Source organism: Algoriphagus terrigena DSM 22685, from assembly GCF_000429445.1.
In the GTDB taxonomy this organism is placed as follows: Bacteria; Bacteroidota; Bacteroidia; order Cytophagales; family Cyclobacteriaceae; genus Algoriphagus; species Algoriphagus terrigena.
Genome location: NZ_AUBW01000003.1, coordinates 223,223 through 235,748, shown reverse-complemented (window position 1 = coordinate 235,748; position 12,526 = coordinate 223,223). Strand labels below are relative to the sequence as shown.

General features: G+C 45.4%; 11 protein-coding genes. 8 read left to right on the top strand and 3 right to left on the bottom strand.

Features of this window, described 5'->3' with window-relative positions; all coding sequences use genetic code 11:
• From G459_RS0101060 to G459_RS0101045, 3 genes are all read right to left on the bottom strand, one after another.
• Positions 1-1,641 carry a tetratricopeptide repeat protein gene (locus G459_RS0101060; protein ID WP_026965965.1) on the bottom strand — a complete coding sequence of 547 codons (1,641 nt, stop codon included), beginning with the start codon at positions 1,639-1,641 and terminating at the stop codon, positions 1-3.
• A gap of 212 nt (positions 1,642-1,853) precedes the next feature.
• A complete protein-coding gene (locus tag G459_RS30125) occupies positions 1,854-2,216 on the bottom strand; it encodes a helix-turn-helix domain-containing protein (protein WP_026965964.1) in 363 nt (120 codons plus the stop codon).
• 282 nt (positions 2,217-2,498) lie between these two features.
• The gene (locus G459_RS0101045; protein WP_026965963.1) at positions 2,499-4,661 is read right to left on the bottom strand and encodes a glutamine synthetase III family protein; all 2,163 of its coding nucleotides are present in this window, start codon (positions 4,659-4,661) and stop codon (positions 2,499-2,501) included.
• A 233-nt stretch (positions 4,662-4,894) separates the two neighbouring features.
• Here G459_RS0101045 and mtaB point away from each other — a divergent pair, with 233 nt between their 5' ends.
• From mtaB to G459_RS0101000, 8 genes are all read left to right on the top strand, one after another.
• Positions 4,895-6,214, top strand: coding sequence for a tRNA (N(6)-L-threonylcarbamoyladenosine(37)-C(2))-methylthiotransferase MtaB (gene mtaB / locus G459_RS0101035; RefSeq protein WP_026965962.1), 1,320 nt, complete (start codon positions 4,895-4,897; stop codon positions 6,212-6,214).
• 52 nt (positions 6,215-6,266) lie between these two features.
• Positions 6,267-6,494: a hypothetical protein gene (locus G459_RS0101030; protein ID WP_026965961.1), complete on the top strand. Its 228-nt coding sequence runs from the start codon at positions 6,267-6,269 to the stop codon at positions 6,492-6,494.
• Positions 6,491-6,898, top strand: a complete 408-nt coding sequence (locus tag G459_RS0101025; protein WP_026965960.1) for a putative toxin-antitoxin system toxin component, PIN family — start codon at positions 6,491-6,493, stop codon at positions 6,896-6,898. Before G459_RS0101030 ends, G459_RS0101025 begins: the two co-directional genes overlap by 4 nt.
• 71 nt (positions 6,899-6,969) lie before the next feature.
• A complete protein-coding gene (locus tag G459_RS0101020; protein ID WP_026965959.1) occupies positions 6,970-8,970 on the top strand; it encodes an alpha amylase C-terminal domain-containing protein in 2,001 nt (666 codons plus the stop codon).
• A gap of 65 nt (positions 8,971-9,035) precedes the next feature.
• A complete protein-coding gene (locus G459_RS28765) occupies positions 9,036-9,917 on the top strand; it encodes a hypothetical protein (RefSeq protein WP_051315013.1) in 882 nt (293 codons plus the stop codon).
• Between the two features lie 28 nt (positions 9,918-9,945).
• A complete protein-coding gene (locus G459_RS0101010; RefSeq protein ID WP_026965958.1) occupies positions 9,946-10,317 on the top strand; it encodes a hypothetical protein in 372 nt (123 codons plus the stop codon).
• A gap of 814 nt (positions 10,318-11,131) precedes the next feature.
• A complete protein-coding gene (locus tag G459_RS0101005; RefSeq protein WP_026965957.1) occupies positions 11,132-11,761 on the top strand; it encodes a hypothetical protein in 630 nt (209 codons plus the stop codon).
• Between the two features lie 120 nt (positions 11,762-11,881).
• A complete protein-coding gene (locus G459_RS0101000) occupies positions 11,882-12,427 on the top strand; it encodes a VanZ family protein (RefSeq protein WP_026965956.1) in 546 nt (181 codons plus the stop codon).
• The last annotated feature ends 99 nt before the right edge of the window (positions 12,428-12,526 follow it).

Below are 12,526 nucleotides of genomic sequence, written 5' to 3'. Positions count from 1 at the left end.
CTATTGTAAAGGAATCAGCTCGCCAGCCTCAAATTTGAATACGGGCGTATAGCTGTTGTTATTTGAATTTTGAAAATTAAAGCCCCAAGTCAATTGACCCGGTTGAAATGGCTGCCGGTCGAGGCTTCTCCTTAAGTCATAGTCAAAGGTGGCCGTCGAGTTTGCGCCCAGCCAATTGACCAATTCTACGCCCAAAACCGTATTCATCATCGGATAGGCCAGGAATTGCTCGTAGTACTTGTCCCGAAACTGTTTCATAGCTTCGGTATCGAACTTTGGGGTATTATTTGCGATAAAATAGAAGTTGGGAACATCCAGCATCTCATAGTTTGCAAAATTAAAACCCAGCCAAGAGTCCATCACCAAAACGGGGACGGAGGTAGTGATGCTTTCCATAAGGGAAAATACAGCCTGTCCAATGGCCGGGTCGTCAGCGAGCAAAATGATCTGATCTACCGAAGCGGTTTTCCCTCTACTCACTCCGAGATCCTGTAGGAATGTAGAGGCATTTCTCGGGTCAATCTTTTGAATCTTGGCAACCTGAAATCCTGCCCTTTGTAGGTCTTCCTGGAGCAAAAGTCCCAGTTTTTCATCTCTGGAACTGCCACTGTAGCCTATTGCCACACGGGTTCCCCAGTTTTGGGACTTTAGACCCGAAATAACTCCCGCAGAAAGTGAATTGACTGAAGGTCTAAACAGATAGCTATACTCAGTCTCTTCGAATCGCTCTCCCAAATTGGAAAGTGGGTGAACAAAGGGAATCCCCTGCTTTTCTGCAAAAGCGCTGACCAAGTCACTCTCCTCTGGGTAGATAGGCCCGATAATCACATCGGCCGCTTTCACAGCCGGATCATTCAGTAGACTCGTGAGATGTTCCAAATTTCTTTTGGAATCAAATGTCCGAAGATTGATTTTTTGACCCTGTGCCTTCAACTGGTCTACGCCAAATTCGATACCCTGATACAGCTCAAACATAAAGTCGGCGGGATTGATATCGGACACACTCGACGAGGCGGATCCGGTAAAGGGCAAGATCACTACCAAATCCAAGACCTCGTCTTTGGCCATATTCTTGCCGGGCGCTGTGACCTTGATCTGCTTCAACGCCGCAACTTCGCTGGGCGACATGATGGATTGCTTTTGAAGCACTCCAGCCAACGCCGCTGTATAACCGTCATTTGCTTTGAACTCCTCCAGGTTTGCAACCAAATAACTCGCCGTGGCGTCCTTCAGAAACTCGAAAGTCGCATTGTAGGCTTGTGTCAGAACTGCGTCAATTTTTATACTCTTGACGACCCGGAGTGCTTCCGTTTTTTGGTTGTTTTGAAAATAGGCCACTGCCAGCAGATATTTCGCGTCGTCTGACTTATTCCAATTTTTGCCGTAGATCGGCTGCAAGGCACTGATCGCCTGAGCAGGCTGGTTGGCACCAAGTGCAGCCTCAGCCAGATGGAAAGCTGCGTAATTCGACAAATTTCCATATTTGCCCGCGTCGGTTAGCGGCTTGAAAGCATTGATCGCAGACCAATAATCTTTCGCCAGCAAAGTGTTTTTTGCTTTTAGATACTCCTCAGGAAGACCCTGAGCCAGTGAAAACTGACCTACAAAAAGTGAGAAAATGAATACAAACAGATATCGCATAGCACCGGAAATGACTGGGATGAATGAAGGTGGGCAAATTTAACCCATTATTTTCAAACCCAAAGTTTGAGCCAGAAAGGGTTTGAAATCGAAAAACCCGAAGATTTGGTCTCCGGGCTTTGCTTCGGTCTACATACTGCAGGTAATACAAGTTTATTTCTTTGCCACAGTCCGGTAGTTTCCAACGCAGGCTAAAAAAATCGACAATCAATTCAATTCACTGTTTCTCCATTAAGCCTGTGGCTCATAGTCTTCCAATACTCGCTGGGGTCTATTCCAAGTTCCTTTTTGAAGACGGTGAAAAAGGCCGTTCGGGATCTAAAACCGGCACTGGTGCTCAGTGCATCAAGAGTCGACTTATCCAAAAAGCCTTCTTTAATCCGCTTTTTTGCATATTCGACCCGATACATGTTCGTCAGTTCCATAAAGGTGTGACCGTAGTGCTGACGGATGAGCCGGGTAGCTGCCCGAGTCTCGATCCCCAGCATCTTTGCAAATCCGGCTACACTCAAATCACTGCGGAGGTAGATTGATTCCTGAACAAAAACCTCATTTATTGTCTTGACAAATTCCATTTGGCGAAATTGATTAGCACATCTTTCAAGTGACGTGGGTAAAAGTAATCGGACAATCCCCAGTCCCTGTGCACGTTGTTTCGATTTGTAAATGAAACGTACCGTTGATTCCACAAAAAAAAACCGAGCCTTTTGGAGCTCGGTTTTAGGGCGTTTTCTTTGCCTGTTTCGCCCCATGTTTGGAAGAGAAAATAGCTCAGAGCCCCAGGGGACGATGAAGCGACAGGGACAAAAAAAAACCATCCCCAGGGATGGTTTCTTGAAAATGGAAAGAATAATGAATTAGCGGATAAACAGCAATTCACGGTACTTTACCAGAGGCCAGCTTTCGTCGTCTACTAACAGCTCCAGCTTGTCCACTGCATAACGGATCTTGTCGAAATAAGCAGCTTTCACATCAGACTGATACAGTTTAGCGCGCTTCACGATATCCTCTTCTTTGTTGAGTTTCTTTCTAGTCTCTACCATCGCTGTGACATTCGACTTCAAGGACTCCATGTGCTTAGACACTTCTTTGATCGTCTCCACTGCAGCTGAGTGATCCAAGCCAAGGCCTTTCAGACCATTTGCATTTTGGATGACTTTGTTCTGATACAGGATAGCAGTCGGGATGATGTGGTTCAGCGCCAAGTCACCCATCACACGGCTTTCGATCTGCACTTTTTTGATGTATTCTTCCAGCTGGATCTCATGACGGGCATGTACCTCGATGTGATTGAGGACATTGTGACGCTCATAAAGCTCTTTGGTAGCTTTCGTCGCGTACACATCGAGCGCTTCCGGAGTTGACTTCAGGTTAGAAAGGCCTCTCTTCTCAGCTTCTTTGGCCCACTCTTCGGAGTAGCCATCGCCTTCGAATCTCACTTTCTTGGAATCCTTGATGTATTTTCTGAGTACGTTGACAATAGCGATCTTTTTCTCTTTGCCAGCATTCATTTCCTTTTCGATGTCCTTGATCATTCCCTTCAGGACTTCGGCCACGATCACGTTGAGTGTGGTCATTGGCAAGCCACAGTTAGCAGAAGAACCCACAGCGCGAAATTCAAATTTGTTTCCGGTGAAAGCGAAAGGAGACGTTCTATTTCTGTCAGTGTTGTCCAGGATGATCTCAGGAATCTTGGAGATACCCAACTTCATGTACATGTTGTCACCTTTTTCGATCTTGATGTTGCCGTTTTTCTCCAGCTCATCCAACACATCCGAAAGTGTACCGCCCAAGAATACAGACATGATCGCAGGAGGTGCTTCGTTAGCTCCCAATCTGAAATCGTTGCTCGCCGAGGCAATGCTCGCTCTAAGCAGGTCTGAGTGATCGTAAACCGCCTTCACAGTCGCCACCAAGAAGGTCAGGAACTGAAGGTTTTCACGGGCAGAGTTGCTAGGTTGGAACAAATTTACACCCGTGTCAGTGATCAGCGACCAGTTGTTGTGCTTTCCAGAACCATTGACGCCTGCAAACGGCTTCTCGTGGAAGAGGACTTTCAAAGAGTGCTTCTCGGCTACTTTGTCCATCAGATCCATCAAAAGCTGGTTGTGGTCAATCGCCTTGTTTATTTCTTCGAAAATCGGCGCAACTTCGAATTGACCCGGAGCCACTTCGTTGTGACGGGTAGACAAAGGAATGCCCAATTTATGTGCTTCGATTTCGAAATCCACCATGAAATCCTTCACACGGGTAGGGATAGAACCGAAATAGTGATCTTCCAATTGCTGACCTCTGGCAGGGCTGTGACCGAATACAGATCTTCCAGCCATTACCAAGTCAGGTCGAGCTGCGAAAAGTGCTTTGTCCACGACAAAATACTCCTGCTCAATCCCCAGAGAAGGAATTACTTTTCTCACATTACGGTCAAAAAGCTGGCAAATCTCAACCGCCGCGTCATTGACGGCTTCCATGGACTTCAGCAATGGAGTCTTATAGTCAAGTGCTTCACCGGTATACGATACGAAGATCGTCGGGATGCAAAGAGTTTTTTCGAAGATAAAAATCGGAGAAGAAGGATCCCAAGCCGTGTAACCACGGGCTTCGAAAGTAGATCGGATACCGCCATTTGGAAATGACGATGCATCTGGCTCTTGCTGAACCAGCGCCGAAGCTTTGAACTTCTCAACACCGGCATACATATCAAAGAACGAGTCGTGCTTCTCTGCTGTAGATCCTGTCAACGGCTGAAACCAGTGCGTAAAGTGAGTAACGCCTTTGGAAAGTGCCCACGTTTTGATCGCGGTTGCTACCTCCTCGGCAGTGTAAGGATCGATCTTGGTTCCTTTGTCGATCGCCTCCATCACCTTCTTATATGCAGATGGCGCCAGAGAGGTCTTCATTTGGTCGATGCCAAAGACGTTGGTACCAAAGTATTCCGAAATTTTTGGAGACGGAGGGGTTACTGTCACCCTCGGTCTTGCCTGAACCATTCCCAGGGCTTGCTGTCTAAGTGTTGCCATTTCTACAATAAGAGGTTTAATATTACACCCACAAAAATAGAAAAATATGCACGCGAAAAAGACTTCACCCCATTTTCGGAGTCATTTTTGAAAAAATTTCCACTTTTTTCAATAAAACATGCTCTTCCAAGAGCCATTTGGTCAAAAAAAGTGTGTTTTATGCCCAAAAATTGGAAAATTGAAAAAAGCCGGGGATTAATTACCTTTGCAATCTCAATATTTGGAGCGCAATTGTGAAAAAAGTAGCCTTTTATACCCTGGGTTGTAAGCTAAACTTCTCAGAAACTTCCACAATCGGTAGACAATTTGAAGAAAAAGGGTACCTGAAAGTCGATTTTCAGGAAAATCCGGACATTTTCATCATCAACACCTGCTCGGTCACCGAAAATGCCGACAAGAAGTGTAAGAAGATCGTCAAAGAGGCTAAAAAGATCTCCCCCGATTCCTATGTGGCTATCATCGGCTGCTACGCGCAGTTGAAACCCCGCGAAATCTCCGAGATCGAAGGCGTGGACGCAGTATTGGGTGCGGCGGAGAAGTTCCGTCTGATCGAACTTCTCGATGACTTTGCAAAAGTCCAAGACACCAAAGTGCTCGCCTCCGAGATCACCGAAGCCAAATCCTTCAACAACGCCTACTCAATCAATGACCGCACCCGGACTTTTCTGAAAGTACAAGACGGATGTAATTACGGCTGTGCTTTTTGTACCATTCCATTGGCCAGAGGCAAAAGCCGGAGCAATACGATCGAATCAGTCTTGGCTTCAGCCAGAGAAATCGCCGCCACTGACGTCAAAGAGATCGTACTGACTGGTGTGAATATCGGTGACTTCGGCATTGTAGACGGCAAACGTGGAGAGCGGTTCGCGGACTTGGTCTATGCGCTGGACGAAGTAGAGGGTATCAACCGCTTTCGGATTTCCTCTATCGAGCCCAATCTCCTGACCAATGAGATCATCGAGTTCGTATCGAGATCCAAGCGGTTTGTTCCGCACTTTCATATTCCTCTTCAGTCCGGTTCCAACACGATATTAAGGAAGATGGGCCGAAGATATCTGCGTGAACTCTACGAAGACCGGGTCACTAAGATCAAAACCCTGATGCCAAAGGCATGTATCGGAGTTGACGTGATCGTCGGCTTCCCGGGCGAGACCGATGAGCTTTTTTTGGAAACCTACAACTTCCTCAATGAACTGGACATCTCCTACCTCCACGTCTTCACCTACTCTGAGCGGGCCAATACACGTGCAGTGGAAATGGACGGCGTGGTTCCTTTGAAGAAGCGAAACGAGCGCTCCAAGATGCTGCGAATTCTTTCAGAGAAAAAGAGAAGGAAATTCTACGACGAAAATCTGGGAGAGACCTTCACCGTGTTGTTTGAGGACGATGTGGAAGATGGCAAGATGCACGGCTTCACCGAAAACTACATCCGCGTCGCCGCCAAATACGATCCGATGCTTATCCACGAACTTAAGGAAGTCACGCTTGACTCCATCAACCCTGCAGGAAATGTGGAAGTTCGGGAGCCGGAGATGGTGTATGAGAGGCATTAAAAGGAATGGCACCGTTCTTTCTTAAATTGAGTTTTAAATTAAAATGAGTGACATGGAAATCCTCAAAACACCATTTACAAACCTTCAATTAGAACTTCTTAAGGTTTTTTCCCATGATCTTTCCGAAACTGAGCTTAAGGAGATTAAGGCCATGTTGTTAGAATACTTTTCTAAAAAAGCAATTTTGGAGGCCGATAAGGTATGGGATGAAAAAAAATGGAATGAAGAAAAGATCGCTTCCATTCTCAGTGATTCCGAAAGGACTCCCTATGGCAAATGAAGGTTGTAATCGACACCAATATACTTTTAGTAAGTATCTCAAGTAGATCCCCACACCATTGGATTTTTCAGGGGATCATAAGAAAGCACTTTGATTTAGTTGTTTCCACTGAAATTTTAGCAGAGTACGCTGAAATTATTCAGAGACACATAGGGAATGCCGCCGCGGACAGCGTAATGGCAGTGATTGAAAATCTGGAAAACCTCACACAGGTGTCTCCTGTATTTAGGTTTAACCTCATTTCAACTGACCCTGACGACAACAAATTTGTCGATTGTGCCATTGCCTCAAATGCAGACTTCATTCTGACCGAAGACAGACACATGTTGGAACTGAAGCGCATAAAATTCCCCAAAGTCTCCACAAAAAATATAGAGGAATTTAAATCCTTGATGGGGGTTTAATCCAATTTTAGATTTCCCCTTCCATTCCTCCCATTTTTTCCTAATTTCATCGCTACCTAACCTGACTTTTTGTGAGCCAAAAACCCTTAGCCCTTGTCACCGACGAACCTTGGTTGGAGCCTTTTGCTTCCGTGATCACTCAGCGGAATGAGCGGTTCCAATCCGAACTCCGCGCTATCATCGATTTTTCGGGCAGCATCTTAGAATTCTCCAGAATCCATGAGTACTATGGCGTTCATTTCGAAAAGATGCGAAATGGATGGGTTTATCGGGAGTGGGCACCTGCCGCCAAGCAGCTGTTTCTCACGGGAGACTTCAACTGGTGGGACCGGGAATCCCACCCGCTGCGCCGAAACCACCGGGGCGACTGGGAGATTTTCCTGCCGTTCGAAGAATACAAGCAAACCTTTGTCCACGGGAGCAAGATTAAGGTTCGGGTTGTCGGCGCCAATGACGTCTCACTCGACCGCATCCCGGCCTATATCCGAAGAGTCGTCCAGGATGAATCGACGCACGACTTTGCAGGACAACTCTGGTTTGAATCCTTCTCCTGGACTGACCACGCCTTTTCTTTGAACGAAGCTGCCGCCATGCCACTGATCTATGAAGCGCATGTCGGGATGGCTTTGGAGGAGCAAAAGGTCGGTACCTACCGCGAATTTGAGGAACTGATCCTACCCCGTATCAAAGCCGGAGGCTACAACGCCATCCAGCTCATGGCGGTGATGGAGCATCCGTACTACGGCTCCTTCGGCTATCACGTCTCTAACTACTTTGCGCCAACTTCCCGCTTTGGGACACCGGAGGAGCTCAAGTCCCTGATCAACACGGCCCACAACCTGGGCATCGCGGTGATCATGGACATTGTCCATTCGCATGCGGTCAAGAATGTCAACGAGGGCCTCAATGAGTTTGACGGCAGCGACCATCAATACTTCCATCCCGGAGACCGGGGCTATCATGAGGGCTGGGATTCGAAGCTTTTCGACTACGGGAAATGGGAAGTAAAACAGTTTCTCCTCTCCAATATCCGCTATTGGATGGAGGAGTTTCACTTCGATGGATTCCGCTTTGATGGGGCGACGTCGATGCTTTATCACCATCACGGGCACGCGGGCTTTGACTCCGCGGAGAAATACTTTGATGCCGGTGTAGATGACGATGCCCTGCTGTATTTTCAGCTTGCAAATACGCTCATCCACCAATTTAACGGCCAGGCGATCTCTATCGCAGAGGAGGTCAGCGGGATGCCGGGCCTTTGTCGGACAGTCAAAGACGGAGGAATCGGCTTCGACTATCGCCTTGCGATGGGCGTGCCGGACTTTTGGATCAAGACGCTCAAACACAAGCAGGACGAGCAGTGGGACCTGTTCGAGCTTTGGCATGAGCTGACCAACCGGCCCAAGAAGGAAAAGTCCATCGCCTACGCAGAGAGTCACGATCAGGCACTGGTCGGGGACAAAAGCATCGCCTTCTGGCTGATGGACAAGGAGATGTACTTCTCCATGACCGTGCTGGAGCAAAACCTAGTCGTCGACCGCGGCATCGCCCTGCACAAATTGATCCGCATGATCACACTGAGTTTAGGCGGCGAAGGCTATCTCAACTTTATCGGCAACGAGTTTGGGCATCCCGAGTGGGTGGACTTCCCGCGACTGGGCAACGACTGGAGCTACCAACACGCTCGTCGCCAATGGTCGCTGGTAGACGATCCACTCCTCCGGTATAAGCAGCTCGATCTTTGGGACAAAGCCATGATCCAGCTAGCCAAGGATCACCAACTCCTGTCCACCCCTCCCGCAGTCCAGCTTTACCTGGATCCGGATAAGAAAATCATCGCGTATGAGCGGGGAAATCTGGTTTTCGTCTTTTCCTTTCACCCGACCGAGTCCTTCTTCGGATTTCCGATCCGCATGCCCGCGCAGGGCAACTATCGCATTACCCTGCATTCGGATGAAAAAGAATACAGCGGCTTCGATCGACTGGACAAGGCCATCGTCTATGCCACCGACTCGGACCAAGTCGTTAATCTGTATATTCCAAATCGGGTGGTGATGGTGATGGAGAGATGATTGTGCCTTTAAAAATTAACGCTAATAAATACTCAAAAGGAAAATCATTGAAATAAATAGACAAAATGTTCACATTTCATTTTAAAAACTTCTTAGGAACCCTAGACATACAGGAGCCCAATCATAGAGGAATTCCACCTGAATCTCCCATTTATATTTTCTACCGAGAGGAAGAGGAATTAAGCAAGCATGAAATCCTTAGAAGATTTAAAAGAGTCTTATCGAGTTATAACATAACATATTTAAGGCCATTAAAAGACTTAACTTCAGAATGGGTAGTCGATCTCCAAGAGTTAAAGCATCAATTTATTTGTTTTAAGGATTCTATTCAATTAAAAGGGAAATTAACAATAGAACCAGAATATATACAGAATAATAAATTTGATGAATATAACGACCAACCAGTTTCCGAAGAAACCATAATCAAGTTCTCAATATATCAAGAAGACATACAATTGTTCACCTCACATAATTCCAACGTAATACCAGAAGAACTAAATAAATCACTAAGATTGTTCAGAAAAGATTTTCCAATAAATTCAAAATGCGCATTCTTGATGATGAAATTTGAAGATACCCCGATTCAATTAAAATTAATAAGCACGATAAGAGATTTCTTCAAGTCAAGTGGAATAAACTTATTACGTGCTGATGACAAATGGTATGCGGATGACTTACTTTCTAATATTAGAACCTATATGCATGGATGTGATTTTGGAGTAGCAATCTTTGATAGGGTAAAAACAGAATATTTCAACCCTAATGTATCATTAGAAATAGGATATATGATGGCCATGGAAAAGAACGTACTACTACTAAAAGACACTACATTAAATTCACTACAAACTGACTTAGTAGGAAAACTATATCACGAATATGATTTTCAGTATCCGGAAAAAACACTTCCGCTAGTTTTGGAAAAGTGGCTAAAGGACAAAGAAATTTAATTCGCTGTAACCTATCTTATTTTTAAAAATGAAAGTCGATTTACTTACAAAAACAATCAAGTACTTTTTTATCATATTGATAATATTATACTTTTTAAATTTATTTTATGGATCTTTTATTTTAAAAGAAAAAGATTACCAAATTTACTTATTCCTAATTGTTACTTCTTTTTCATTGGGAGGAATAGCACACCTCATATATTTCGGAAGATTTTCGGAAAATAAAGTTATGCGATTTGTGGGCGGAAAAATCATACCTTTTGGAACCTTATTCCTAATCGTGATATCAATTATTTATTTTGCGGTATTTGAGAAAAACAATGGTGCCATTGCTTTACTTATTTTAATCATCATAGCCTTCGTCATTGCTCTCATCCCAAAACTTCTAAATAAAAAATAGCTTTATAATATTATGTCCCAACTGACATAGTCTTTTAAGCCCGGAAGTTCAGTTTGCCGCTTGGTGGGATTTGTAACTCCACCCTCCTATTCTTCCGAATTTGCAATTCGACCCATCTCCCAATCCAAATGCCCACCTCCTCACTTCATAACCTATCCGGGTAAGTTCGGCAGTGAATCAGTTTACCTTTTTAATGAACCAGTTCGGCTTTGATGTCAGTGAGTTTACCTTTTTACTCAAAAAGTTATCCTCCGAGGTTAATTAATTCATCTTTTTGCTAAACTAGTTAGCTTCAGAGGTTATCCAGTTCACCTTTTTGCCGAAAAAGTTATCCTCCGAGGTTAACCAGTTCAGCTTTTCACTGAACGAGTTGCCTTCAGAGGTCAGCGAGTTCGCCTTTTAATCAAACCAGTTCGGTTCGGAACTCAGTTAGTTGAGTTCCGAAGTGGAGGGGGGTACTTCAGAAGTACCCCCTCCCACTTCAAAAGTCCAACTTTCGAGTTCTGAAGTCCAAGTGCCGAGCTCTGAAGTCCAAGCGTCGAGTCCTGAAGTCCAATCTTCGAGTTCTAAAGTCTAAACTTCGAGCTCAGAACTCCAAACGCCGAGTTCGGAAGTCCAATGGTTGAGCAAAAGGTCCGACGTTTCACCTCCGAGCTCCAAGTGTAGGGTAAATAGGTAAACGCAGGAAGGTCAGAAGTCCCCTGTCCAGCTCGGGAAGTGTAGCACAGATGGCTAAAAGGTGTATTTTTATTTGATTGACCAAGCAATTGTAGTCCAAACCGACCTTTGATTCTAGACCCCAATTCCTTTTCCAATGCCAAAAAACTATTTTTCCTGGGCCAGTATCTTCCTGCTGGTTCTTTCGCTGGTAGCATTTTCAGACAATTTGTTTTACGATATCGGACAGGAAAGCAACAGCGATCCCAAGTTTATCATTCATGGGCTCTTCTTCCTAGCTTGGTTTGTCATACTGGTGATTCAGTCCAATTTTATCCGAAAAGGCGACCTTCTCGCGCATCGAAAATGGGGCATGTGGGGGATGGGGATTGCCTTGGGCGTGATTTTAAGCACCTTTTACGTCTTCTATGAGGTATATGAAGGTTGGTCTGAGATGGAAGGATTTGTGAAAGCCAACCGGATTCTCACCCTGACTTTCGCCATTTATATTCTATTGGCTTATGTGAATAGGAAAACTCCCGCTGCCCACAAGCGCTACCTTTTTGTAGGAACGCTGTATATCCTGGGACCTGTCATAGACCGTGTGGCGGATAAGCTGGGCGGAAGTAGTGATCTTAGCTTTTTTCTTTTCGAGACGATCATTTGGCATGGCCTGTTTATTTCTCTCCTGATTTACGACTGGAATGCGCTCAAAAAACTGCATCCTATCAGTTGGATGGGATTTATTTGGTTTTTCTTGATTTGGCTGTTTACCTGGATTTATTAGACTGGATAATTGTAAGGCAAACTTCAGTTCAAAGAAGGTTTCAACCCTGGTTCCAAACTCCCGCGCTCTTTCGGCACTCCTCTTGTGAAGGAACTTATCCCCCAAAAAGCCACTCCCAGCATGAAACTTCACTCCAGATCCACTCAGATTACCTTTGTTTTGTTTTCGGTTTACCTGATTGCGCTCTATTGGATCATCGTGCTGAAGTTTAACATCACGGCTTACCATGACCGCGTGGAGCGGGTCATCAACCTGATTCCGTTTCGGGAGGCGGTGCTTTTTCAATCTCCGGTGGACTGGAACGAAACCCTGCTGAACATTTTCATCTTCGTCCCTTTTGGATTCTATGCGGGGATTTTGTGGGAGCAATGGAGTTTTGGGCGGAAGGTGGCTTTGTTTTTCTCTGCCAGTTTCTTGATGGAAATATCCCAGTATATCCTGAAAGTCGGGGCATTTGACATCACCGATTTGATCAATAATACGGCAGGCGGGGTTCTCGGCCTTTTAATCTTTGCGGCGCTCGAAAGGGCATTTCAAAGCAGAACCAAAGCCCAAAAACTAATCAACATCGTCTGCGTGGTGGGTACGGTCCTGATCTTTTCCTTCCTCATTTTTCTGAAGCTAAACAACCTCTGGATCTTCCGGATGCAGCTGATGAAGGGATAATTCTGGGATCTGACGTCGCGCCAAAAGCTCCTTTTTGATTCGCCGATGCTCTGTTTTTTGTAGCTTGGAGTAGTCTTTCAATTCTTCAGATCAATCCCA

What these genes read in the sequence shown, in the direction of transcription:
- G459_RS0101060 (WP_026965965.1), bottom strand. Translation starts at nt 1,641, where the DNA reads ATGCGATATCTGTTTGTATTCATTTTCTCACTTTTTGTAGGTCAGTTT.
- G459_RS30125 (WP_026965964.1), bottom strand. Translation starts at nt 2,216, where the DNA reads ATGGAATTTGTCAAGACAATAAATGAGGTTTTTGTTCAGGAATCAATC.
- G459_RS0101045 (WP_026965963.1), bottom strand. Translation starts at nt 4,661, where the DNA reads ATGGCAACACTTAGACAGCAAGCCCTGGGAATGGTTCAGGCAAGACCG.
- G459_RS0101030 (WP_026965961.1), top strand. Translation starts at nt 6,267, where the DNA reads ATGGAAATCCTCAAAACACCATTTACAAACCTTCAATTAGAACTTCTT.
- G459_RS0101025 (WP_026965960.1), top strand. Translation starts at nt 6,491, where the DNA reads ATGAAGGTTGTAATCGACACCAATATACTTTTAGTAAGTATCTCAAGT.
- G459_RS28765 (WP_051315013.1), top strand. Translation starts at nt 9,036, where the DNA reads ATGTTCACATTTCATTTTAAAAACTTCTTAGGAACCCTAGACATACAG.
- G459_RS0101010 (WP_026965958.1), top strand. Translation starts at nt 9,946, where the DNA reads ATGAAAGTCGATTTACTTACAAAAACAATCAAGTACTTTTTTATCATA.
- G459_RS0101005 (WP_026965957.1), top strand. Translation starts at nt 11,132, where the DNA reads ATGCCAAAAAACTATTTTTCCTGGGCCAGTATCTTCCTGCTGGTTCTT.
- G459_RS0101000 (WP_026965956.1), top strand. Translation starts at nt 11,882, where the DNA reads ATGAAACTTCACTCCAGATCCACTCAGATTACCTTTGTTTTGTTTTCG.